The sequence below is a fragment of the Mucilaginibacter rivuli genome (assembly GCF_019391655.1).
Classification (GTDB): Bacteria; Bacteroidota; Bacteroidia; order Sphingobacteriales; family Sphingobacteriaceae; genus Mucilaginibacter; species Mucilaginibacter rivuli.
In genome coordinates, this window is record NZ_JAHXPQ010000005.1 from 1 (window position 1) to 25,257 (window position 25,257).

A 25,257-nucleotide genomic window follows, 5' to 3' on the forward strand; every position below is an offset into this window, starting at 1 on the left:
GCCTTCTATCGGGCCGACGTGGCAATCACTAAGACAGGGCGCTGATGAATATAATTCGAGACCTTTCTCAGTGATGGCCACGCTATCGCTCGCCATGACATGGTGGAGGGATACCTGTTTTTACCTGCTTTTCTTGGATAAAGGAATAATGAGCAAAGAATAAAGATAAATCCGAAATCGAACATCCGAAATCGCATTAAACTATTCAACCAATATTAACTAACTTGTGCCACAATAATACCCCCTGTTACCATGGCTAAAAAACCGACCACCCCCAAAAACACCCCTGAAACCGAACCGGCTGCCAAAGCTGAGAAGAAAGTGAAGGCCCCTGCCAAAAACACACCTGTTAAAGCAACAGTTGCAAAATCAGTCGGTAAAGCAGTAACAACTGCACTAAACCCGGTTGAGGCATATACCCTGTTTACCGATTTTGACATTGCCTTGTTTAAAAGCGGCAAGCACTACAAATTATACGAAAAACTTGGTGCACAAGTAGTTACTTATAAAGGTGTGGTAGGTGTATATTTTGCCGTATGGGCACCAAATGCACAATATGTATCGGTAATAGCCAACTTTAATGGCTGGAACCGTGGTTCGCACCAATTGTTCGTCCGCTGGGATGGCTCTGGCATCTGGGAAGGTTTTATCCCCAACATTGGCGATGGTGAAACTTATAAATACTATATCAAATCATCCACAGGTGAAGACTTAGAGAAAAGTGACCCCTTTGCCTTACGCTGGGAAGAGCCACCACGCACAGCATCCATTGTAACCCACACTTACTATGAGTGGCAGGACCAGGACTGGATGAAGAACCGTAAAAAGAACAACGCGCTTAATCAGCCATGGAGCGTTTATGAACTACACTTTGGATCATGGGCACGTGGCCCTGAAGACCCCGACCAGTTTTTGGGTTACCGCGATATGGCAGCCAAACTGGTGCCTTACGTAAAAGAAATGAGCTTTACCCATGTGGAGCTGATGCCGATAATGGAACACCCGTTTTACCCAAGTTGGGGATACCAGATCGTGGGGTTCTTTGCCGCATCAACCCGTTATGGCTCACCGCAGGACCTAATGTTTTTGATTGAGGAGTTCCACAAGGCGGGTATTGGTGTGATATTGGATTGGGTACCATCCCACTTCCCCGGCGATGCGCACGGGCTATATAATTTTGATGGCACACACCTGTATGAGCATGCTGATGTACGCAAGGGCTTTCACCCGGATTGGAAATCATACATATTTAACTACGGGCGTAATGAGGTAAGGGCATTTTTGATCAGCAACGCGTTATTTTGGCTTGATCGCTACCATATCGATGGCTTGCGTGTTGATGCCGTAGCATCGATGTTATACCTTGATTACTCGCGCAAGCATGGTGAATGGGAACCTAACGTGTTTGGCGGTAACCATAACCTCGAAGCTATATCACTGCTAAAGGAATTTAACGAAACAGTGTATAGCTACTTCCCCGATGTGCAAACCATTGCCGAGGAATCAACGTCATTTACAGGCGTAAGCTACCCTACTTTTAAAGGCGGACTGGGCTTTGGCATGAAATGGATGATGGGCTGGATGAACGATAGCCTGAAGTATTTTAAAGAAGATCCGATAAACCGCAAATACCACCACGGCCAAATTACCTTCAGCACCATATACGCCTTTACCGAAAACTTTATGCTGCCGCTTTCGCATGATGAGGTGGTTTATGGCAAGCGTTCGTTACTGCGCAAAATGCCGGGCGATGACTGGCAGCAATTTGCCAACCTACGCCTGCTGTACAGTTATATGTTTACCCATAGCGGTACCAAACTATTGTTTATGGGAGCCGAATTTGGCCAGAGCGAGGAGTGGGATTACAAGAAATCACTCGACTGGCATTTGTTGGAATACGCGCCGCACCGGGGTATCCAGGAAACTGTAAAAGCGCTTAACCACCTGTACACCGGCGAACCGGCTTTGTATGAAAAGAATTTTTCGTGGGATGGTTTTGAGTGGATAGACGGCGGTAATGCCGACGACTCGATACTGGTATACTGCCGCCGTGGTTACGATGCTAAAGATGAATTGGTGATTATATTGAACATGACACCTGTAACCCGCCATAGCTATCGCATTGGCGTACCAACAGCCGGTACATGGACAGAGATATTCAACTCGGACGATAAGCATTTTTACGGCGCCGGCTTTACCAATGCTAAACCCATGAAAACCGAAGCTATAGAATGGCAATGGAAGAAAAACTCGCTTGAACTGACCGTACCGCCTTTGGGCGCCGTTGTATTAAAGCGGGTATAGTATAATAAGATTTGACAAATTTTTAAATTTGTCAAATCTTGCACATATTGATATTGTAGATATATGTCAAGATACAAACTTACACTAAGCTTGTTATTGCTTTTTTCGGCAAGGGCGCTTTTCGCTCAGGAGCAATACCCCGCTCCCGCCAAGGTAGTTGCCGATTTTAAAAAGATAGTAGACAGGCCAAGGGTTGCCCCTAAGCCTTCATTTCAAACTACGGTAACAGACTCGGTTATTATTGAGACGGGTAGCATTTATACCGAAAAGGATGAACAGGTACCCTTGATTATTTATAAACCCGTAACGCAGGGTGCAAAGGCATTCCCGGTAGTAATATTTATGCACGGTACGGGTGGAAAAAAGGAAGATAAAGATGTTAAGAGCGTATTGCTGGCCTTAGTAAAGCGCGGCATTATGGGAGTAAGCATTGATGCCCGTTTTCATGGGGCACGCATTCCCGGCGGGGCGCATGGTTCAAAGGAGTATGTTGATGCTGTTACCGCTGCATGGCACAATACCGACCCGGCTAAGCAAACCCACCTTTTTTTTTGGGATACTGTTTACGACCTGTGGCGATTGACCGACTATTTGGTTACCCGGCCCGATGTACAAGCCAACCGCATAGGTATGGGCGGTATATCTATGGGTGGTATACAGGCCTGGATGGCTGCCGCAACGGATAGTCGCATTAAAGTTGTAGCACCCGATATTGCGGCCCAAAGCTTTAAATGGAGCCTGGAGAATAACCGCTGGCAAGGCCGCGCGCATACCATACAAGCCGCACAATTGCAGGCAGCTAAAGACCTGGGCGATACCGCGCTGAACCAGCGCAATGTAAAAGCATTATGGGACAAGGTTGTACCCGGCATTACCGACGAGTTTGATTGCCCTTCGATGTTACGGCTCATTGCCCCAAGGCCTTTATTGATATTGAGTACCGAGAAGGATAACAATTGCCCGTTGCCGGGTGCCAAAATCGCTTTCGCATCAGCACAGGTAGCGTATGGTGCTGTTGGCGCATCGGATAAATTGAAGATGGATATTGAGCCGAATCAACCGCATCGTGCGGTGCCAAGGCAGTTGGCTATGGCGGTGGAGTGGTTTGCGAAGTGGTTGTAAGTTATCGCTTGTCAATACATGAACTATGAAAAATAACTCATAAGTAACCAAGCATTAAAATCTTAATTAAATTTTATATGAAAATTAAATCGCCACCATCTTTAATCATTGCTTTATTATTGGCCGTTATATCCTTTTATTCTTGTAACCAGGCATCAGAAACAAAAACATCCCGACACCGGCCTGTATCATCTATCACTTTTAATAGTGATACTATAAAATTTGAAATGGTCAATAAAAATTGGATCATGATCAACGGTGCAATTAATGGGATCAAGGCTAATTTAATTTTTGATAGCGGTGCAGGTGATAATCTATATTTAGATTCATCCTTTGCACGGTCGAGCGGATTAATTGACAAAAAGTATTACCTGGATTCGGGCTCGGTGCGTGCCAAAAGGATAAAGTTTATAGAGCGGCAAAACAATTTTAGGAAAAGGAATATTCAATTAACTATACACAGAACAAACCACACAATTAACAATATCGATGTATTTGATATTCGCAGGATTACTTTAAACAACAAAGCAGACGCAATGTTAGGTAGTAGTTTTCTTGCAAAATATATTTTTGAGATAAATTACAAAAAAGGCTATGTGGTTTTTCATAAACCAAAATTTTTTAAAAAGCCTAAAAATGCAATGGATATTCCCATTGAATATAAAGGAGGATTTCCTTATATGAATGTTAGCTTTAGGATTACTGATAAAGTTACACTCGTAAAAAAAACAATGATCGATTTAGGTTGTGGGGGTAACTCTGTTGACTGGGGTGCAATTGCTGTGCAAGACAATAACTTGTTACAGTATTTTCCTAATAAAACACCAATAGCACCCGATAATAGAACCATGACACGTGAGCTTATAACTGGTTTCACTGTTTCTGCAAAATCAATAAGCTTAAATAACAAAATTGTAATAGATACCCCCAAACTTAAATTGTATACATCAAAATCGGGTATAACCGGAATAGGCAATATTTTAATGGGGAGTTACATTTTATCCAGATTGGGCGATGTATATTTTGATCTGCCTGGACAGATGTTATACATCAAATAGTTTGTATAATTTGTAAGCTTTGTGATCCCGCTGGGATTCGAACCCAATAAAAAAGCCGGCTACAAACCGGCTTTTTTATTTCAATATCTGGATAGCTTTACAGCTTACCAACTTCCTGAACCATGTCGATCAGTTTGTTTGAGTAGCCCCACTCGTTATCATACCATGATACTACCTTAGCGAAGGTATCGCTTAACGAAATACCTGCTTTGGCATCAAATATAGAGGTGCGGGTATCGCCTTTAAAATCTTCTGATACTACTTCATCTTCTGTGTAACCAAGGATACCTTTCAGTTCGCCTTCAGAAGCATCTTTCATCGCTTGTTTGATCTGCTCATAAGTAGCAGGAGTTTTCAAGCGAACGGTTAAGTCAACAACAGAAACGTCAGCAACCGGAACACGGAAGCTCATACCTGTCAGTTTACCTTTCAATTCAGGCAACACCAAACCAACAGCTTTAGCCGCGCCTGTTGATGAAGGGATGATGTTTTGGTAAGCGCCACGGCCACCTCTCCAGTCTTTAGCCGATGGGCTATCTACTGTTTTTTGTGTAGCAGTTACCGCGTGGATGGTGCTCATCAAACCTTCTTCGATACCGAATTTATCATTCAACACCTTAGCTATTGGAGCTAAACAGTTAGTAGTACATGATGCGTTAGATACAATGGTATCGGTAGCTTTTAACAGCTTGTGGTTAACACCCATAACAAATGTCGGGGTATCATCTTTAGCAGGGGCGCTCATTACTACTTTTTTAGCACCGGCGTCAATATGTTTCTGAGCTGATTCTATGGTTAAGAACAAACCTGTTGATTCGATGATAACTTCTGCACCAACTTCATTCCATTTCAGGTTAGCAGGGTCTCTCTCGGCAGTAACGCGTATGGTTTTTCCATTTACAACAAGGTGACCGCCTTCAACAGCGATAGTACCTTTAAACTGTCCGTGGGTAGAGTCATATTTTAGCATGTAAGCCATATAATCCGGCTCTACAAGGTCATTAATTCCAACAATTTCAATATCAGGCCTTTCAATAGCCGCTCTGAAAGCTAAACGGCCAATACGGCCAAATCCGTTAATTCCTATTTTCATGATTTTTATTTAATTTTTATTTGAATAGTAGCTTAATAAATTGTTTATAGGTTCTTTAATAATGTTCGTTATGGTTATATCAAATTCGGCCGCGGTTTCGCGTAAATAATCCTGAAACGTTGCCGCTACCGATCCTACAAAATAAACCGGTGCATCCGGTTCTTCTTTGCGTATTTTCACTACGTAGGTAGCAAAAAAACTCCTGAAGCCTGTTTTTACCAGGTTTTTCATATACTCATCATCTTTGTTCTCTGCAAAAAATTCGGTAAACGAACTTAAAAACAAAGCCGGCTGAGGGTTACGGTACACTTTATCCAGCAACTGCCTGCGATCGTACTCGTAACGCTTTTCAAACTTTTTAACCATCTTATCCGGCAGCGTATCGTACATGTAGTTTTTCAGTAACATCCGGCCCAGCCAATTTGCCGATCCTTCATCAGCCAGAACATAGCCTAAGCCATAGTTATTACGCTTTACCCTTTTGCCGTCATAGTATCCCGCATTCGATCCGCTGCCTAAAATGCACACGATTCCTTTCCGTTCTTTGCAGGATGCGATTGCGGCCGCTAAGATATCATGTTCAACTAATATTTTAGCATTTTTAAAGAAAGCCGACAGCGCATTTGACACTGTTGCTACCCTTTCGGGAGATGAGGCACCTGCCGTAAAGAAATAGATCTTCTTTATCTCTTCGGCGTGGTGTATCAGGTTAATGTTTTTGTTGAGCAGTTGTGTTATAAACTTCTCATCGTTAAAATACGGGTTAATACCCTGTGTTTTAAATGTCGCGATGGTTTTATCCCTTATGGCTAAGCGCCATTCAGCATAATTTGAACCACTGTATACCACTGCGATCATTTTTATCTATATGGATAATATTTTAATCATTTCCATCAAGTCGTCTTCCAGTTTAAACTCATGATTAGTGAGCGCTTCTTCCAAACTGGTAGTTTCTATATGATTACCTCTTAGCCCCACCATTTTTTGAGTTTCACCACGCAATAATGCATTCACTGCTGCATATCCCATACGGCTACCCAAAATACGATCGAAACTGCTTGGGCTGCCCCCACGTTGCAGGTGCCCTAATATAGTAACTTTGGTATGATATGAACGGATACGGTCTTTAACTATCTTGGCAATATCATACGCACCACCATGATGATCACCCTCGGCAACAATAACAATGCTTGATGATTTGTTAGGCGAGCTTTCCAGGTCACGTATCAGATCATCTAAGGCTGTTTCTGTTTCGGGCAGCATAATGGCCTCTGCCCCACCGGCAATACCGGTACGTAAAGCTATACATCCCGAATCGCGACCCATCACTTCAATAAAGAACAAACGGTCATGCGAGTCGGCGGTGTCACGTATTTTATCAATAGCCTCAATAACTGTGTTACAGGCTGTATCAAAACCTAATGTATAATCAGAGCCGTATAAATCGTTATCAATAGTGCCGGGTACTCCAATTACAGCAATATCCGGAAATCTCTTTGAAAAGCGCAGGGCCCCGGTAAAAGTACCATCGCCTCCAATAACTACCAGGGCATCAACTTCCCTTTCTTTAAGGTTACGGTAAGCTATATCCTGCCCTTCGTCGGTTTTAAAAGGCATACAGCGTGCGGTTTTTAATATAGTTCCGCCCTGGGCCAATATATTACTAACGGAGCGGGTGTGCATATCGTACATATCGTTATCGATAAGCCCCTGGTAACCCTGCCTAACGCCAATAACCTGTTTGTTGTTAAAAATAGCAGTACGTACTACGGCACGTATGCAGGGGTTCATTCCCGGCGCATCGCCACCCGAAGTTAAAACTGCAATTTTCCGGATATTCTGCATGTAAATATAGGCTTTAAAGAAGCTGCAAAGATACTGTGTAATTTTTACACTATCTTAATTTATTTTTTATTTTTTTTGAACAAAAAACAGCCTATATTTATTTCCTATTAAATAATAACAAATCATTTGGAAACAGGCTTACCTAAATTTGATTCCGCATTTTCTATCGATTGCGTAATATTCGGTTTCGAAGCAGGCGAATTGAAAATATTACTCATCGAACGTGCTGAAGACCCATTTAAAGACTGGTGGGCCCTACCCGGTAACCTGGTTGAAAACGACGAGGGTATTGAAAGTGCTGCAACACGAATTTTATACGAACTTACCGGCTGGCGCGAATTGCACATGGAACAGTTCCATACTTTTGGCGATGTTAACCGCCACCCTTTGGGCCGGGTTATTACCGTTGCATATTATGCCCTGATCCGCATTAACGGCAAAAAGGAAGTAAAGCCTGTAACTCAATACGCAAAAAAAGCATTCTGGCACCCTATTAATGATTTGCCAAGGCTTGGTTTTGACCATAGCGACATATTTGAGACCAGCATTCAAAAGCTGCGCCGGCGTTTAAGTTACCAGCCCATAGCTTTTGAGCTTTTGCCCGAAAAATTCACACTCACACAGTTACAACTACTGTATGAGGCTATACTGAATAAAAAACTGGATAAGCGTAACTTCCGCAAAAAAATGTTGAGTTACGGCTTTTTGAAAGAACTGGACGAAAAGCAAAAAGGGGTATCATATCGTGCGGCCAAGCTATACAAATTTGACAGGCGAAAGTATAACAAGATATTTCAGAATGATATGAATGAGGAATAAGTTGGTTAATAGTGAAAAAGGAAACCAGCTATTAAGCACTTACAATCCACTTAAATAATAAATAGCGATGAGTTTACAACCCATCGCTATTTACCGGGCAAGCTCACTACTCAGCTATTTACCAGGGGCCAATTCCAAATGGTATTTCACGAGGTTATCTATAGGCGACCGGATAATATTACCCATCACCATACCATTCTCCAGCACTACTTCTTCTAAAATATTCCTGAAACTGTAGCCCACAGAGCCGATACAGTTAAAGGTGTATTTTTGATAATTAGGATAATGTGTTACCAGGTTACGGAAAAAATCATCGAACGAGCTTTTAACCAGGTTGCGGCTATACTCAATGTTTACCGTATTATCATAAACAAACTTGCTAAAACCGGCACAAAAACGATTTGCCAATGGTTTGGTATAAACATTCTCTATCACATCATCGGGCGTAAGCTTAAAGGTTTCCCAAAAGTTAGCACGCACCGTTTCCGGCATGTAGCCCCGCACATAATCGCCCAATAGTTTCTTACCGATATAGCAGCCACTTCCTTCATCGCCTAAAATGTAAGCTAATGAGTCAATGTTTTGTACAATCTCTTTTCCGTTATAAATACAGGTATTGGTACCGGTGCCTAAAATAGCGGCAAAACCTTCGCTAACACCTAAAACCGCACGTGCCGCGGCTAACAGATCATGGCCTATATTAATTTTAGCCTTAAAAAAAACAACTTTCATCGCATCTTCAACAATCTTCTGCCTTTCGGCAACAGAGCAACCTGCGCCGTAGTAGTTTACCTCGCTTATATTGGCAATATCCAAATCGGTTGGTAGCTGATCTTTTAACGATAGAATAATGTACTCTGTACTCGAAAAGTAAGGGTTGTAGCCTTCTGTATTAAACAGTACCTTTTTTCCTTCATCGGTAACTAAACACCAATTAGTTTTGGTTGAACCGCCATCGGCAATAATTATCATATTAATTTGATTTAATGCAATTTAAATTAAGTAATTACTAAGTGTAAATTTAACACTTTGCAATGTATTTTTTTGTGAAACTAACCATGTTTTTGAAATATTTGTAAACTTCAAAACCATCAGCCCGTATTTAATTGGCAATCAGCACACTATTTTAAAATGTTATTTGTACACGTATATACGTTTTAGTATATTCAACGTTTTAATAACAGAACTTTTGATTAAATTGTTCAAAAAGTAAAACTGACACTGCTATGTACAACTTTAAGCGCATACAGTTGTTATAAATACTATTAAACCCCGATAATGAGTATTGCAATCGACCCACAGGATATTAAAAAAGAGAAGATCTTAGAATCGGCTTATAACCGCTTTTTGCATTACGGTTACTCAAAAACCACCATGAATGAAATAGCGGGCGATGTATCCATGTCTAAAGCGTTGTTATACTATTACTTTCCGGATAAAAGTCAGCTTTACGTTGCCGTTATGCAGAAACTGGCCAACGATCACTTAAAGGTTATAAAATCAGGTACCGATTTTCCGAGCCTTGAAGAGGCGTTTATTACACAGCTTACCAATAAGAACGAGTTTATATTAAAGAACTATAATTTTTTTGATTTCTTCCGTCTTAATGAGCAAAACCTGCCCGATGCCATCTGGGAAATTATAGGCCAGCTACATGAAGCAGAGATAGAGCAATTAAGCAATTGCATTACCAACGAGGTAAAAAAAGGAGTAATAAAACCTGTTGACGACCCTAAAGCTATCGTTGATCTGCTATTGGATGCCTTGCATGGCGTACGGGTAAGGAGCTTTTCGCAAAAAAAGATCCATTTCCCTAAATTGGACCAAATGGAAGAGATACATCAAAAACGCCTGTTGCTTGTTAAAATATTTGTAAAAGGCTTAATGAATTAGTTATCAACTTGTAGTTACGTCTATATGCCCTGTAAGCACTTTGTGTATAGGGCACGAGTTGGCTATCTGTATCAAACGCTGGTGCTGCTCATCGGTAATATTGCCTTTAAAGCTTATTTTCCTGTCTATCAAAGTACCTTCGTTGGTTTTAAAAAACTCCAGGTGTACCGCTATTTCTTCAACAGGCCACATTTTACGATCGGCATACATGCGCAGTGTAATGGCCGTACATGCGCCCAGACTTGATAATAGCAGGCTGTGCGGGTTCATCCCGGTATCAGTGCCGTTATTACTTAAAGGCTCATCGGCATAAATAGTTTGTCCGGCCGAGCGGATGCTTGTGCGGTAATGTTCGCGTTTTATCTCTGCATCGGCGGTAACCAGTAGTTCTGTTTTAATATTCATACCATAAATGTACAAATACCCCAAATAAACTGAAGCCCCTCACACCATCAAATTATTAATAAAAATGGTAGCAGCGTGGGCCACCCGAATAACGGTAGTCCTGTTCACGCGTCATGGGCGTTTGGTAGCTTAAACTTCCTTCGGTAGTACCGCTGGTATTTGAATAACCTATTTTTGATGTAGATGCGTCATGACTTAAACCAAATTTCATTTTCTCGCCGGTATCGCGGTTAAATATCAGATCGAACACTAAGGATACTACAATGGCGTTGCTGCCACCCTGGTTATCTGTACGGTACCATAAACCTGCGCTAATATTTTTACGTTTATACTCAAAACCACCGCTAATGGTATTGGCATAATCCTGCTTGTACATTACAACAGAAGGGATAATGTACGATTTTTCGATATCGTCAACATTATCATACGGGTTCAGATCGATACGGTAGCTGGCATGCGCGGTAAAACGCATAGGCACTGCTGATGGTGTACCGGTAAACGATTGATCGGGCCTGTTTAAGTGTTGCACGGCGCCGCCAACCATAATATTGCCTGTTACCAGGTTAATGCCAAAGCCCGAATCAAAATAGTATTTGCTGTTATAACCGGGTGTTTCGGCATTGCTGCTTGAGCCGGGCATATAACCTAAACGTGGGTCAATCTGATCACCAAATATCAATTTACCATAATCAACCTGGCGGTTGGTAATACCTGCCTGCAGGCCGAATGATAACGTGTAATCATCAGACCCGATACTATATGAATACACACCTGCAATTGAATTTTTTACAAAAGCGGCGGCTCCTTCATTGCTGCGGTTAAACATCAACCCTACACCACCGTTAAACTTAGGGATGTTATAATCAACCGAGGCATTCATGTAGTTGAGATTACCTACACTGCTCCATTGGTTGCGGTAATTTGCCGTAATCCTTAAATCGCCATCAAACTGGCCATTAAGCGCCGGGTTTAAATATATGGGCGCATTAAAAAACTGTGAGTAAACATTATCCTGAGCCTTGGCTAACAACGCTGCAACCATGCAGCAGATGAGCAGTAAAAATCCCTTTTTCATTTCCTTTTCGTATTTACTAACCGGCTGCTATTGTGCTTATAATTAACCGGGTGAGTAGTTATACGAGAAGAAAAATAAAATGGTTATACTTAATTGATAATTAATTTTACTTAACTATTAATTACCACTGTAATTAAACTAATGTACCAGGGAAAGGCTTACTTTTCAAAATATTCATCCTTATCAATATCTGTTTCATCATCATTTTTATAATCAACAGTATCATCATATTCAGACTTGCCTGACTCGGTTTCCTTTTCCCGTTTACTGTCTTCGGGCTTTTTATCTTTGGAATCTTTAGGGTCGGTTTTCATAGCTTGATGTTTATTGATAAACAGCAACTAAGTAAAGTTGTTTGGGTTGATGATATTGTAAACAATGCAAAAAAGCCCGGCATCGTCGCGGAATGCCGGGCTTAACTCGCCTTAATTAAACTAATACATTTATCATTAACTCAGGTTAAAGGTAGGTGCAATTTGTGAACACCCAATCAGTTAAAACACCGAATTTTTACCGTTTAATCACGGTAGTACAAAGGGTGAAAAGCACAAAAAAGCCCGACCGATTTCAGCGGCCGGGCAATCTAATCGATTCAATTAATAACTATTTAAATATCTGTATCATCCTGAAGTTCTTGTTCGCTTTAAAGCGGTAGCGCTCTAATTCATCAATCGTTGTTTTGATGATCTGCTTATTGTCTACCAATACCTTAGATGGTTTAAACGGCAGGCCAATTATCTTCATTTCGTAGTTTTCGTAGCGCGGGGTGTACAAGCCCTCGATAGATTGCGTAATGGTCATGCTGTCATCATCACCGTTCACAACAAACTTTTTCTCCATGTAAATATCCTGCTCATAGGCAAAAGTTTCGCCGTAATCTTCAAAGAAGAACGAGTTTACCTCGTAATTTGAATAATATACCTGGAACAATAGTTCTTCTATTTGCTGCTCGCCTACGTATTGCATCACCGGGCTTTCGGGTATTACCGAACCGGCTTTTACAAAAATCGGCATCGAGTCTAACGGTGTATCTACCACCAGTTCAGCGCCTCCCTTTAGCTTTTCATGTGTCCAGTAGTGGTACCAATCGCCTTTAGGCAGGTAAACAGTGCGTTTCTTTTGCCCCTGCTCCATTACCGGGCAAACCAATATCTTATCACCAAAGGTAAACTCATCCTGGCGGTAGTGATTGATCTCCACCTCCTGCTCATGCATTACCAATGGCCTTAATATAGGGAAACCATAACGGTGATGCTCCCAAAACGCCGAATAAAAATAAGGCATCAGGCGGTACCGCAACTCAATAAATTTACGGTTAATGCTGGTAAATGGTTCCCCAAAACTCCATGGCTCACGCTCGCGGGTATCGCCCGCGGAATGTGCCCGCATAAACGGTGAGAACACACCCAATTGTATCCAGCGGGTAAACAACTCGCCATCAGGCTCACCGCTAAAACCGCCAATATCTGTACCGCAGAAAGACACCCCCGAAATAGAAAGCCGCTGACATTGTATGTTACCCAATTTCAGGTGTTCCCACGATGCTACATTATCTCCTGTCCAAACGCAGGCGTAGCGCTGCAGGCCAGAGTAGCCGGCTCGGGTAATGGTAAACGGGCGCTTATTTTTCATCAGCTTACGCAACCCTTCGTACGTGGCGCGTACCATTTGCATACCGTAAACATTGTGTGCCTTACGGTGCGACCCGCGGTGCCCGTCGTACTGATGACGAACATCATCCGGGAAGGTGCCCGCGCCAAACACGGCAGGCTCATTCATATCATTCCAAACACCGGCAACGCCAAGCTGTACTAATTCATCAAACAAACCACCCCACCATTCGCGTACTTCGGGGTTTGTAAAATCGGGAAACTGGCAACGGCCCGGCCAAACGTGGCCCTCCATAAAGTAATCATCGCTGCGGCGACAGAAGTATTTTTTCTCTTTACCTTCTTTAAACACACCATAATTATCATCCACACGGATACCCGGGTCAATAATAACCACGGTTTTAAACCCTTTATCATTCAGGTCGCGGATCATCTTTTTAGGATCAGGGAAAAACTTGCGGTTCCAGGTAAAGCAGCGGTAACCATCCATGTAATCAATGTCCAGGTAAATGGCATCGCATGGTATCTTGTTTTTTCGGAAACCATCCGTAATCTCTCTTACTTTAGATTCAGGATAGTAGCTCCACCTGCATTGCTGGTAACCCAATGCCCAAAGTGGCGGCATAGGGTGTGTGCCGGTAAGGCTATGGTAGCGTTTTACCACGTCCATCATGTGCGGGCCGTGAATGTAATAGTATTGCAGTTCACCGCCATCGGCCCAGAAGCTGGTTTTGGTTTTATCTTCGGCACCAAAATCAAAGTGCGATTTAAACGTATTATCAAAGAAAATACCGTGAGAAATACCCTCCGTAAGGCTGATATAAAAAGGAATGCTCCTGTATAACGGATCCTGGTCTTTTGCAAAAGAATAGGCATCTGTATTCCAGTTTTGCAGGCGTTTGCCTTTCAGGTTCAGCTCGGTAGCCTTATCGCCTAAGCCAAAAAAGCTTTCGCTTGGCTGGCAGGTTTTGGTACAAAAAACGTAGTAACCACCAAAGGCAACGTTCTCTTCCCAGTGCATGGGGGCGGCATCACTGTTGGTTACGTGGTTTTCGTTATCCGAGAAAGAAATGAGAAAGTCTTTCTTGCTGATGTGGCAATTCACCGTATTGGTTGATACGCGGTACTCATCCTCATCTTCATGCAGCGAAAATACCGACACACGATGATCGAGGTTATTTACGGCGTAACTAAATTCTTCTAAAAAAACACCATGCGGGGCAAGTCGTACCCGTATAATATCATCGGTTACAACTACAACCTCAACTTTGGCATCATGGTCAGTAAAGTAGAACCTATTGTTATCCTGTGTTACCTTTTGCACCTCGCCCAGGTACTTTTTTACAATGGGTTTTAAACCTACAACGGGGTTATTTAAGTGTTGTATCACTTCAGGTTCCACTATCTCAACCGCAATAACATCCGCTTCAACAACTTTAGCTTTTTCTGCCGAAGCTTTCGGATCTTTTTTTTCTTCCATAAACCTGTTATCCTATGTCTATTTTAATTAGTTTTCAAAGCAAGCAAAAATTATTACTATTCCTACTTTAAAATTGAAATTAGCTAAAATTTTCAATAAACAAGGCAAAAATTTCTAAATATTTAAACAAAACATAGCTTTATTTAAAAACTGAGTAACAAACCGCTGGCCGCTGGCATTTTTAGGCTCAAGCCATCGTTAATATCAATGGTATGATAAACTTTATCGCCCAGCATATCTACAAAAGCAGCCGCGCCTTCCATTTTTAATGCTTGCACCAGGCTATACGGGAAACGCACCAGCATATCGCGCTCCTCACGGTTAAAGTTGGCCAGCACCAGTATACGGTGCTCTTTGGTATACCGCAGGTAGGCGTAGGTACGTTCGTTAAAACCTTTGCCATCGCTCAGGTTATTGAGCATCAGTTCGTAAAAAGCGCCTTTGGTTATGGCTTCGTTTTGGCCGGCAATGTTTAATAGTTTGCTGTATAAATTGCGAAGGTATTTCTGTGGTTGCGATAATCCCCCGCTGTCAAATTCACCTCCATTTATCCATTTCTGCAACTCGGGCATTGCCCAATAATCAAATATAGTGGTGCGCCCATCGGCACCACTGAAACCCTCGGCCTCAATAGCGGGTTCACCTACCTCCTGCCCCGAGTATATCATTACCGGCCCTGTTGATAAAGTTGCCGTTATGATCATCCCCGGTATAGCTAAAAAAGCGTCGCCTGCAAAATCGCGGGCGGCTATGCGCACCTCGTCATGGTTTTCTAAAAAGCGGAGCATGTGTTCAGGAAAGTCTGCACTTTCGTGGAAAACACAACGGTTAATATCCCAAATAGAGGCATGCCCCTCGTTGCGGATCAAACGTTTTATTCCATCGTATAGCCCTACTTTATCATACAAATAATCAAAATGCCCGTTGAAAATATAAGTGCGATAAGTGGAGCTATCGTAAGCCTCGCCAATAAATATCAAATGCGGGTGCCCGGCTTTAAGCTTTGGGATCAACCACTTCCAAAACTCAACAGGCACCAACTCCACCATATCGCAGCGAAAGCCGTCAACACCTTTACCCGTCCAATAATGTAAAATATCGTACATTTTTTGCCAAACAGGAGGTATGGGGTCGAAGTGGCAGGAACGATTATCCAAATAGTCAACTCCGTAATTCAGTTTCATGGTTTCAAACCAATCGTTAATACTTGGCGTGGCGCTAAATACATCATTACCTGTAGCACGGGCAGGGTTTTCATCATACGTACCGTTCTTCAGCGGACTAACAAATTCATCTCCCCCCGGGTTATACCCACCCGGCACCAAAAACTGCCTGCCCGGAGTATAGTACAAATCATTCTTCGCGCTAAAAGCTTTCATCCGGTCATCATCAGCGCCAAAATCACGCACGCCATCGGGCTTTGCATCCGAGTTATAGCCCCGGGCAATATGGTTAGGCACAAAATCGATAATTACCTTAAGGTTGTTGGCGTGTGTGCGGGCCACCAAAGCCTCAAACTCCGCCATGCGGTTAGGTACATCAACTGCAAGGTCGGGGTCAATATCATAATAATCTTTTATAGCATAGGGCGAACCTGCGCGGCCCTTCACCACATCCGGGTCGTCAACCTTAATACCATAGGCCGAGTAATCCGTCATGGTAGCATGCTCTATCACCCCGGTGTACCACACATGTGTAAAACCCATCGCCTTAATTTCGGTAAGGGCCTTATCGTTAATATCATTTAGTTTACCAACGCCATTCTCCTCCACCGAGCCATAAAATTTATTGGTGGTATTGATATTGCCGAATAGGCGAGGGAACATTTGGTAGATGATGTGTTTGTGCATGTATTGTTGAAAATGTTGTAATATTTGAATGTTATAATGTTGATCGTTTTAGTAAAGTTGTGTGAATTTTTTATTGTGGCTCTGATATCGTTGAAAGAAAGTATTGAAGTTGATTTTCAACTTTACAACATTCCAACTTTACAACCTTACAACGTGTTAAGCATCCCCACCGTCATCTTATCCAACCCAGTCACCACTACATCAGCATCACCCAATAATTCCGGCGAGCCTATCCCTACCGATTTCATCCCTCCCGCAATAGCGGCGGCTATCCCGGCAACGGCATCTTCAAAAACCACGCATTCGTTAGGCTGCACACCCAAAGCTTCGGCACCTTTTAAAAATACTTCGGGATCGGGTTTGGCTTTGGTTACGCTGTTGCCGTCTATCACGGCATCAAAGTGGCTGGTCAGCCCGGTGCGTTCCAATATCAGCGGCGAGTTTTTACTGGCCGACCCTAAAGCTATCTTCAAACCCGCCGCGCGGCATTCTTCTAAATACGCTTTAGCTCCCGGCAGTATCTCAGCGGGCGTCATTTTGCTTATCATCTCCACATACCAGGTGTTTTTCAGCGTAGCCAGTTCGTGCTGCTCATCAGCGATTTTGGTAACTCCACCCCAACCTAATATTAATTCTAACGAGCGCACCCGGCTCACTCCTTTCAATTGTTCATTTTGGTGCTCCGTAAAATCGAAACCCAGGCTATTTGCCAATTGTTTCCAGGCTTTATAATGATACACTGCTGTATCAACAATAACTCCGTCGAGATCGAAAAGACAGGCTTTAATTGCGGTCATGTATAATGTGTGTTGTTAAAATGCTAAAATAAAGTATTTAGGTTAGGGTACATAGAAATGTTTGCCGGAAACTTAAGGCCTATTTGACTCACCCCGGCTTTGCTTAATTTTTGCAATACTTTTTCTAACTTAGTTATCTCAAATTTTCCCGGAATGAAATTTACTAAAGCCATTGTTTGTATTGCCATCACTACTGTATTAATATGGGCCCTGCAAACCAAATTTGGCGATATCCCGCCTTTAGGTAAATTTTTGAACCCGGCCACAGGCTTCTGGCAAAATGCCGAAAGCAAAAACGTCGCGGCCAAACTGACTGAAAAATTAACGGGCCTTAACGGCGATATCATCATCCGTTACGATGAAAATATGATACCGCATATCTTCGCCCAAAACGATCACGATCTGTATTTTGCCCAGGGCTACGTTACCGCAAAGGACCGCCTTTGGCAAATGGATATCCAAACGCGGTCGGCAGCGGGCAGATTATCTGAAATTGTGGGCCCAAAAGCGCTTGATCTTGATCGCTACCACCGCCGCATGGGCCTTGGCTACGGTGCCGAGCAAACCCTTGCCGAATGCATGAAAGACCCTAAAGTGAAAGAAATGATATTGGCTTACAGCGATGGCATAAACGCCTACATCCATACGCTGCCTGTAAAGTATTACCCCATTGAGTTTAAACTACTGGATTATGCGCCCGAAGACTTTAAACCCATTAACTGCGCACTGATATTGAAACTGATGTCGGAAGTATTGGCCAGTAATTCCGATGATTTCGCGATGACCAATACGCTCAAATACTTTGGCCCTAAGGTTACCGCCGATTTATTTCCCGATCATCCTTTTAAAGATGACCCGATCATCCCCGTTGGCACCAAATGGGATTTTAATCCGCTAAAAATACCCACACCATCCAAAGGCTTTATCGATTATACTACCGATTCCTTAAGAACCAAAAAGCAGCCAGATGGTATTGGCAGCAATAATTGGGTTATAGCGGGCAGCAGATCGGCAAATGGCTACCCTATTTTAGCTAACGATCCGCATTTGGAGTTAAGTTATCCGTCCATCTGGTATCAATCGCAATTAAGCGCGCCCGGTGTAAATGTATATGGCGTATCCATCCCCGGCGCGCCAAATATCGTTATCGGTTATAACCAAAAAATTGGATGGGGCGTAACCAATGTAGATGCCGATGTGCTTGACTGGTACCAAATTCGTTTTAAAGATCTCAGCAAAAAAGAATACTGGTACAATAACAAATGGGTACCAACCACCCGCCGTACCGAAATTATAAAAGTGCGCGGCCAGCCCGACATGATGGATAGCGTAATTTACACGCACATTGGCCCGGTAGTTTATGCAAGCGGAAACAATAAACCAAAAATGAACGCGGCCAAAATAGTGCCCGTTGGCCATGCCTTACGCTGGATAGCGCATGACCGTTCGCTGGAGTTTAAAACATTATACATTTTAAACCGGGGCAAAAACTACGATGACTACCGCAAAGCCCTAACCTATTGGACGGCACCTGCCCAAAATTTTATTTTTGCCGATGTGGATAAAGATATAGCGATAAGCCCTACAGGTAAGTTCCCGCTAAAATACCCCGACCAGGGTAAGTTTACCCTTGATGGCAGCGACCCTGCCGATGCATGGCAAGGCTGGATACCTGCTGCTCAAAACCCACTGGCTAAAAATCCGGAGCAAGGCTTTTTAAGTTCGGCCAACCAATCATCAACCGATGCTACTTACCCATATTACATTAACTGGCGCTTTGATAGCTATACCCGGGGCAAACGCATTAACGACCGCCTGCGCACTATGCATAACGCCACTGTTGATAGTATGCGCGTATTGCAAAATGATAACTACAGCATCTTCGCACAGGATATTTTACCCACCCTGCTGGCCGACCTTGACCCATCAAAAATGAACGGCCGTGAAAAAGAATATTACGCCCTTATAAGCAAATGGAATAAACAATTTGATGCTGATTCTGAAGGTGCCACATTTTTTGATACCTGGTGGGTTAACTTATATTATGCCATCTGGCAAGATGATTTTTCGGTAAATAAAAACCTCAATATCCAACTCAAGTGGCCCAATCGTTACCGTACTGTACAATTACTCACCACTCAAAAAACATCTCGCTGGTATCGCGATAGAACCAACCAACTTAACACCCGCCAAAACCTCGTTGTCAAAACATTCACTGCTACTATTGATAGTTTAGTAAAGCATCATGGCCCCTTGGGTAAAGCCTGGCAATGGTCAACAGTAAAAGGCTCATATATTGGTCATTTGGGTAAAGTACCCGGCTTTGGTTCGGGCACATTTACTTCCGGCGGTACATCGGGCGTTGTAAATGCGCTGAGTGATACCCATGGCCCATCATGGCGCATGGTGGTACAATTAGGGCCGGTAGTTAAAGGCTATGGCATCTTCCCCGGTGGCGAATCGGGTAATCCGGGCAGTTATTTTTACGATAACTTTTTCGACACATGGAAAAATGGACAGTTAAAGGAGTTACTGTTTTTAAACACCAGCACCGATAACGCGCAACACATCAAATCAACCATCACACTAACTAATAAATAACATGCTATTTTTCATTATACTTATTTTAACCCTAATAGCCAGTTGTGTGTTGCCCTGGTGGGCCATTGTTATCATTTCATTCCTGTCGGCATTTTTTATTGCCAAAACATCGCGGCATGCATTTTGGTCGGGCTCCTTTGCCATTTTTATCGCGTGGATAATTATGGCCCTGTTTAAAAGCGTACCCAATAACTACATCCTCGCCAAGCGCGTTGCCGATCTGTTCCACTTACCGCATTGGATACTGTTACTTATAGTTACGGCCATCATTGGTGGTTTGGTGGCGGGCATGTCGGCCTTGTCGGGATATTATTTAAAAAAGGCTTTTAGTAAATAGCTCGCCGTATTGCCTAACTGTTTACCTTTGCGGCGATGAATACTCCCGGCAAACAATCTGTATTTTCCATCAATAGTGATGAGCAATTTAATGCTATCGCTTTGCAGGTATTTCGTCAGCAGGCAAAACACTGCGCTGTTTATCGCGATTTTTTAAAAGGTTTAAAAACCGATATTGACGCGATAATCAACGTTACCCAGATTCCTTTTTTGCCCATCGAGTTTTTTAAAAGCCATCCGGTATTAAGTTCGGAGGCGCCGGTTGACCTTACCTTTACCAGCAGTGGTACCACGGGCATGATAACCAGCAGCCACCGCGTAACCGATATAAGCTGGTATGTAGATAGTTTTCGCAAAGCTTTTGAGTTGTTTTACGGCGATATTAAAAACTATACCGTTTTAGCACTGCTACCCGCTTATTTGGAGCGCGCGGGCTCATCATTGGTGTACATGGCCGACGATCTAATTAAACAATCACACGACGCGGATAGCGGGTTTTACTTGTACAATCACGAAGAATTATATCGCCAGCTCATCAAGCAGCAACTCACTAAAAAACCAACCTTACTTATTGGCGTAACCTTTGCCCTGCTCGATTTTGTGGAGCAATACCAATTCATCTTTCCCGAATTGATCGTGATGGAAACCGGGGGGATGAAAGGCCGCCGCAAAGAAATGATACGCGAAGAATTGCACAATACCCTTTGTGCCGGTTTTGGTGTAGATAAGATACACTCCGAATACGGTATGACGGAATTACTCTCGCAAGCATACTCAAAAGGTGATGGCATTTTTGAGTGCCCACCCTGGATGAAGATCATCACCCGCGATACCAACGATCCCATAACCCCGCTAACCAATGGCCAAACCGGCGGCATCAACATTATCGATCTGGCTAATATCAACTCCTGCTCCTTCCTTGCCACGCAAGATCTGGGACGCGTTCAACCCAATGGCTCATTTGAGATTTTGGGGCGCTTTGATAATTCAGATATCCGTGGCTGCAACCTGTTAATTGGTTAAATAACAACCTTGTTTATCGGGATTATTATTATTTTTGCCACAACACAAAGCATCTAAAAAATGATCGAGAAATTTTTGAACGACCAGCAGGACCCTAAAGCGATAGAAAAAGTTTACGCCCGTTTGGTTGACCTTATAACCACAGGTGAAGAAATTTTATATATAGCAGCGCAAAAAAAACCGGTAGTAAACATTCTGCCCGATTGCATTGCACTTACCAACAAGCGTATCCTGTTTTTCACCCCGGCAAACCTTGGCTTGTCCATGAAATTTGTTGATTTTGTTTGGAAAGACATTATTGACGTACAAATAAAAGAAGAGATATTTGGGGCTGTATTCAGCTGCAAAACCACCAATGGTGCCGAAATGGGTGTTGATTACCTGCCCAAAGTACAGGCCCGTAAGCTATACCAGATAGCCCAGGAACGTAAAGAAGAAGAGCGCGAAGCACGCCGCCTGCGCGATCTGGAACAAAAACGTGCCGAGTCGGGCGCGGTACAATTTGATACACCGGGTGTACATACCGCTTACCAGCCAGTAGTAAACACACCAGAGCCGGTGCATGTGCCTGAACCTATAGCAGCAAAGCCTGAAGTAGTTGAAGAAAAAGCTGATCCGCTTACAGAAAAATTGAAAAAATTAAAAACCCTGTTCGATCACGGTTTGATATCGCAGGAAGAATACAATCAGAAAAAGCTGGATTTGTTAAGCGACTTTTAATTCAACAAACGGCTATCAAAGCTGAAGGGATCGACCTGGATAACTTTTAGCTTTGATGCCATTGCATGCGCGGGGTTAGCTAAATAATTAAACTCTTCTTTTATAATTGACGATGGCACCTTCAAAAGCAATTTGCTGCTTTCGCGAAGAAATTTATCGCCTATTTGTTTAACCTTGTTAGCAGCTGGCAAACCTTGCCAGTTTTTCGGTAATATCCTTTCATCTACGGTATCAATATCATCCGGCGCTTCAATAGTTACCATACAATAATCGTCTGGGATAATTGAGGGCTGCAGGTGTACCAAAATTTCCAACACCGCCAATGAGCGGCTTGATGCCAGGTAGAGCATCGCGTTACCTTTGTTATTCCATCGTCCGCCATAGGTTTTGGCCCCTATGCCGCTCAAATCACGGGCGTATATCTTTCGCGTTAAGCGGTACAGTATCATCAGGCAAAAATACCGTGCTCAATACGGCCCAACTCATTAAGCACCATATCAAAACCAAAAGAAGTATCTAATAAAGATAGTGGTGTATCGCCTTTAAATATCAGGCTCGGGCTACGCATCCATATTTTAAATTTATCTATCGAACCAAATACTTCTTCGCCCCTATCGTAAAGGCGGGCCAACTCAATAGCCTTTTCTGAGTATTCAGGGCGTACCACATCATTATCATCATAACGTTGAAATGTACGCTCGGTAATGTGCATAATATCGGCAAACTCCTGTAAGGTAAGCGATATCCTTTTAGCCATTGCCAACAACACGCGCTTGGTTAAACCCTGCCGGGTAAGTTTTAAAATATCCCAATCATTGGCAGATGCTGCGCCACCAAGCATACCGATAAAAGAACTACCGCCATGCCCTGAAGTAACATAGGCTACCATGGGTTCGGCCACGATATTTGATTTGGATTTCTTTTCCTTATACGACATAATAACAAATTTAATTACATTTTGTCGTATTTCAAAATCTATTCCAAAATTATCAAATAATAATTCTTCTTCCCTTTTTGTGCTACCAAGAATTTGTTATTGATAAGATTACTTGCATTAAAGACCTCTGTATCAGCTACTATTTTTACCCGATTGATAGAAACGCCGCCACCCTGAATGGTTTTTTTAGCTTCACCTTTTGATGGGAACACTGTTGTTTTTACTGCCAATAAATCAAGCACACCAATACCGCCTGTTAATTCGGCCAGGCTTACAGTGTAATTGGGTACACCACTAAACAAGCTGATAACTTCGGCATCATTCAACTCGTTCAAAAACTCTATGCCCGTGCTACCAAACAAAAACTCCGATGACTTAATGGCCTTTTCATATTCAGCCTCGCCATGCACGCGTACCGTAATATCTTTTGCCAAAGCTTTTTGCAGTACTCGTAAATGCGGCGCGGTATTGTGTTCCGCTTCTAAAGCTTCAATGGTTTCTTTATCAAACAAGGTAAATATACGTATATAGCTTTTCGCATCGTCATCACTCGCGTTCAGCCAAAACTGGTAGAACTGGTATGGCGATGTTTTAGCTGGGTCAAGCCAAATGTTGCCGCCTTCGGTTTTGCCGAATTTGCTCCCGTCTGATTTTTTGATCAGCTGCGTTGTTAAAGCATAAGCCTCACCCGCATCCTTACGGCGGATAAACTCGGTGCCGGTAACTATATTACCCCATTGGTCGCTGCCGCCCATTTGGAGTATACAATTCTCGTGTTTCCACAGGTAGTAAAAATCATAACCTTGTACAAGCTGGTAGCTAAACTCGGTAAAGCTCATACCGGTATCGCCGCTGATGCGGTTTTTAACCGAATCTTTGGCCATCATATAATTAACGGTAATGTGTTTACCTACATCGCGTATAAAATCAAGGAAGGTAAAATCCTTAAACCAATCGTAATTGTTCACCATTTTGGCGCTGTTGGCACCGCATTCAAAATCGAGGAATTTTTCTAACTGGCCCTTTATCCCGTTAAGGTTATGTTGTAAAGCATCTTCGGATAGCAGGTTCCGCTCAGCCGATTTGCCCGACGGGTCGCCAACCATACCGGTAGCGCCACCAACCAAAGCATAAGGCTTATGGCCTGCACGCTGAAAATGGATGAGCGTCATGATCTGGGCCAGGCTGCCTACGTGCAACGAATCCGCCGTTGGATCAAAACCAATATAGCCTGATGCCATACCTTTATTTAGCAGGTCTTCAGTTCCGGGCATAATATCATGCAACATGCCTCTCCAGCGTAACTCTTCAACAAAATTCATATCTCAATATTTATAAAGGCGCAAATATAGAACAATCGAACAAAAACAGGTGCCGTAACATTTCTTCATCTGTAATTCATAAAATATTCGTATCTTACCTGAAACCCTTATCAACAGGGAGGCTGCTATGAATTTCTTATCGCATTTTTATTTCGACAGGCACAATACTGATTCTTATCACGTTACCGGAACCGTATTGCCCGACCTGCTCAAAAATGCCGATAAAACCTGCAACATCCATCCCGAAAGGTTTGACCGCCATGAGCATCCTTTTGTCGATTCGATATTAGATGGCTGGAAACGCCATTTGGAGGTTGACCGTTATTTTCACAACTCCGGTTTTTTCAAACATCATTCTCATGAGTTAAAAAAAGCGTTAAAACCCGCCACCGAGGGATCGCCGGTAAAACCTTTCTTTTTGGGACATATCGCGCTGGAACTTATTTTGGACAACCTCCTCATTACCACAAATAAAATAAGTGTTGATACTTTTTACAACCATCTTCAACACACCAAGCAAGAGCACCTGCATAGTTTTTTAACTTATTGCAGATTTTCGGATCCTGCTGTTTTTTTTAAATTTTTTACTGATTTTCAAAAGCACCGCTACCTTACAACATATGCCGATGTTACACAGGTTGCCTATGCCCTGAAACGGATATGTATGCGGGTATGGAGCAACCCATTTACCCTTACGCAGGAAGCTATGCTAACTGATGTGGTATTAAACTATCGCGTACTATTAATGCCCGAGTTTATGAGCATTTTTAATGATATAGAGAGCCACCTGAATTAAGTCAGTAATATCTTTTTGTTAATTCAATTACATTAAGCCTGCCTTTAAGTATATATTTTCCGAAAAAACCCTTATAAATCAGGTAATAAACATTCAATTTTATTTTTATCTGTCAAAAATATATCCGTACCTTTGCAGTCCCAATTAGATTGGGAAAAGGAGATAAATTAT

The 25,257-nt window shown here is 42.7% G+C and carries 23 protein-coding genes; 10 read left to right on the plus strand and 13 right to left on the minus strand.

Annotated elements, in window-relative coordinates:
* Positions 1–252 precede the first annotated feature (252 nt).
* From glgB to KXQ82_RS12620, 3 genes are all read left to right on the plus strand, one after another.
* The gene (glgB, locus tag KXQ82_RS12610; protein WP_219488755.1) at positions 253–2,304 is read left to right on the plus strand and encodes a 1,4-alpha-glucan branching protein GlgB; all 2,052 of its coding nucleotides are present in this window, start codon (positions 253–255) and stop codon (positions 2,302–2,304) included.
* 63 nt (positions 2,305–2,367) lie between these two features.
* Positions 2,368–3,426 carry an alpha/beta hydrolase family protein gene (locus KXQ82_RS12615; RefSeq protein WP_219488756.1) on the plus strand — a complete coding sequence of 353 codons (1,059 nt, stop codon included), beginning with the start codon at positions 2,368–2,370 and terminating at the stop codon, positions 3,424–3,426.
* A gap of 77 nt (positions 3,427–3,503) precedes the next feature.
* A complete protein-coding gene (locus tag KXQ82_RS12620; RefSeq protein ID WP_219488757.1) occupies positions 3,504–4,484 on the plus strand; it encodes a hypothetical protein in 981 nt (326 codons plus the stop codon).
* 97 nt (positions 4,485–4,581) lie between these two features.
* Here KXQ82_RS12620 and gap read toward each other — a convergent pair whose 3' ends face one another.
* The 3 genes from gap to pfkA are packed head-to-tail and all read right to left on the minus strand — an operon-like array spanning position 4,582 to position 7,422.
* Positions 4,582–5,577 carry a type I glyceraldehyde-3-phosphate dehydrogenase gene (gene gap, locus KXQ82_RS12625; RefSeq protein WP_219488758.1) on the minus strand — a complete coding sequence of 332 codons (996 nt, stop codon included), beginning with the start codon at positions 5,575–5,577 and terminating at the stop codon, positions 4,582–4,584.
* A gap of 9 nt (positions 5,578–5,586) precedes the next feature.
* Complete coding sequence (locus KXQ82_RS12630) at positions 5,587–6,435, minus strand: hypothetical protein (protein ID WP_219488759.1); 849 nt, start codon at positions 6,433–6,435, stop codon at positions 5,587–5,589.
* 6 nt (positions 6,436–6,441) lie between these two features.
* A complete protein-coding gene (gene pfkA, locus KXQ82_RS12635) occupies positions 6,442–7,422 on the minus strand; it encodes a 6-phosphofructokinase (protein WP_219488760.1) in 981 nt (326 codons plus the stop codon).
* A 126-nt stretch (positions 7,423–7,548) separates the two neighbouring features.
* On the opposite strand from pfkA, the gene KXQ82_RS12640 reads away from it, so the two are divergent.
* Positions 7,549–8,241: an NUDIX hydrolase gene (locus tag KXQ82_RS12640; protein ID WP_219488761.1), complete on the plus strand. Its 693-nt coding sequence runs from the start codon at positions 7,549–7,551 to the stop codon at positions 8,239–8,241.
* 114 nt (positions 8,242–8,355) lie between these two features.
* Here KXQ82_RS12640 and KXQ82_RS12645 read toward each other — a convergent pair whose 3' ends face one another.
* Positions 8,356–9,213, minus strand: a complete 858-nt coding sequence (locus KXQ82_RS12645; protein WP_219488762.1) for an N-acetylglucosamine kinase — start codon at positions 9,211–9,213, stop codon at positions 8,356–8,358.
* Positions 9,214–9,519: 306 nt separating this feature from the next.
* Here KXQ82_RS12645 and KXQ82_RS12650 point away from each other — a divergent pair, with 306 nt between their 5' ends.
* Positions 9,520–10,134 carry a TetR/AcrR family transcriptional regulator gene (locus KXQ82_RS12650; RefSeq protein ID WP_219488763.1) on the plus strand — a complete coding sequence of 205 codons (615 nt, stop codon included), beginning with the start codon at positions 9,520–9,522 and terminating at the stop codon, positions 10,132–10,134.
* 3 nt (positions 10,135–10,137) lie between these two features.
* Here KXQ82_RS12650 and KXQ82_RS12655 read toward each other — a convergent pair whose 3' ends face one another.
* The 6 genes from KXQ82_RS12655 to pgmB all read right to left on the minus strand — a co-directional run bounded on the left by KXQ82_RS12655 (position 10,138) and on the right by pgmB (position 17,351).
* On the minus strand, positions 10,138–10,539 hold the full coding sequence (locus KXQ82_RS12655; protein WP_219488764.1) for an OsmC family protein: 402 nt from the start codon (positions 10,537–10,539) through the stop codon (positions 10,138–10,140).
* A gap of 55 nt (positions 10,540–10,594) precedes the next feature.
* Positions 10,595–11,614 (minus strand): PorP/SprF family type IX secretion system membrane protein, encoded by a 1,020-nt coding sequence (locus KXQ82_RS12660; RefSeq protein WP_219488765.1) that lies wholly within the window; start codon positions 11,612–11,614, stop codon positions 10,595–10,597.
* Positions 11,615–11,772: 158 nt separating this feature from the next.
* The gene (locus KXQ82_RS12665; protein ID WP_219488766.1) at positions 11,773–11,928 is read right to left on the minus strand and encodes a hypothetical protein; all 156 of its coding nucleotides are present in this window, start codon (positions 11,926–11,928) and stop codon (positions 11,773–11,775) included.
* A gap of 289 nt (positions 11,929–12,217) precedes the next feature.
* Positions 12,218–14,704 (minus strand): glycoside hydrolase family 31 protein, encoded by a 2,487-nt coding sequence (locus tag KXQ82_RS12670; RefSeq protein WP_255563648.1) that lies wholly within the window; start codon positions 14,702–14,704, stop codon positions 12,218–12,220.
* Positions 14,705–14,847: 143 nt separating this feature from the next.
* Entirely contained in the window at positions 14,848–16,530 is a 1,683-nt protein-coding gene (locus tag KXQ82_RS12675; protein ID WP_255563649.1) for an alpha-amylase family protein, read from the minus strand.
* Between the two features lie 170 nt (positions 16,531–16,700).
* Entirely contained in the window at positions 16,701–17,351 is a 651-nt protein-coding gene (pgmB, locus tag KXQ82_RS12680) for a beta-phosphoglucomutase (protein ID WP_219488768.1), read from the minus strand.
* A 153-nt stretch (positions 17,352–17,504) separates the two neighbouring features.
* Between pgmB and KXQ82_RS12685 the strand changes: the two genes are divergently transcribed.
* Genes KXQ82_RS12685 through KXQ82_RS12700 form a run of 4 tightly spaced genes read left to right on the plus strand, consistent with a single transcriptional unit; the run spans position 17,505 to position 22,031 of the window.
* Entirely contained in the window at positions 17,505–19,952 is a 2,448-nt protein-coding gene (locus tag KXQ82_RS12685) for a penicillin acylase family protein (RefSeq protein ID WP_219488769.1), read from the plus strand.
* Between the two features lies 1 nt (position 19,953).
* On the plus strand, positions 19,954–20,289 hold the full coding sequence (locus KXQ82_RS12690) for a hypothetical protein (RefSeq protein WP_219488770.1): 336 nt from the start codon (positions 19,954–19,956) through the stop codon (positions 20,287–20,289).
* 35 nt (positions 20,290–20,324) lie between these two features.
* Positions 20,325–21,311: a LuxE/PaaK family acyltransferase gene (locus tag KXQ82_RS12695; RefSeq protein ID WP_219488771.1), complete on the plus strand. Its 987-nt coding sequence runs from the start codon at positions 20,325–20,327 to the stop codon at positions 21,309–21,311.
* 60 nt (positions 21,312–21,371) lie between these two features.
* The gene (locus tag KXQ82_RS12700) at positions 21,372–22,031 is read left to right on the plus strand and encodes a PH domain-containing protein (RefSeq protein WP_219488772.1); all 660 of its coding nucleotides are present in this window, start codon (positions 21,372–21,374) and stop codon (positions 22,029–22,031) included.
* Here the strand turns inward: KXQ82_RS12700 and KXQ82_RS12705 are convergent.
* From KXQ82_RS12705 to tyrS, 3 genes are read right to left on the minus strand one after another with little or no spacing between them, the layout of a single operon-like run.
* Positions 22,028–22,480 (minus strand): RES family NAD+ phosphorylase, encoded by a 453-nt coding sequence (locus KXQ82_RS12705; protein ID WP_219488773.1) that lies wholly within the window; start codon positions 22,478–22,480, stop codon positions 22,028–22,030. The two genes, KXQ82_RS12700 and KXQ82_RS12705, sit on opposite strands and share 4 nt — an antisense overlap.
* Positions 22,480–22,968 (minus strand): Xre family toxin-antitoxin system antitoxin, encoded by a 489-nt coding sequence (locus KXQ82_RS12710; RefSeq protein ID WP_219488774.1) that lies wholly within the window; start codon positions 22,966–22,968, stop codon positions 22,480–22,482. The genes KXQ82_RS12705 and KXQ82_RS12710 overlap by 1 nt, the downstream gene beginning before the upstream one ends.
* 38 nt (positions 22,969–23,006) lie before the next feature.
* A complete protein-coding gene (gene tyrS, locus KXQ82_RS12715; protein ID WP_219488775.1) occupies positions 23,007–24,290 on the minus strand; it encodes a tyrosine--tRNA ligase in 1,284 nt (427 codons plus the stop codon).
* A gap of 127 nt (positions 24,291–24,417) precedes the next feature.
* Between tyrS and KXQ82_RS12720 the strand changes: the two genes are divergently transcribed.
* Positions 24,418–25,086 carry a hypothetical protein gene (locus KXQ82_RS12720; protein WP_219488776.1) on the plus strand — a complete coding sequence of 223 codons (669 nt, stop codon included), beginning with the start codon at positions 24,418–24,420 and terminating at the stop codon, positions 25,084–25,086.
* Positions 25,087–25,257 lie beyond the last annotated feature (171 nt).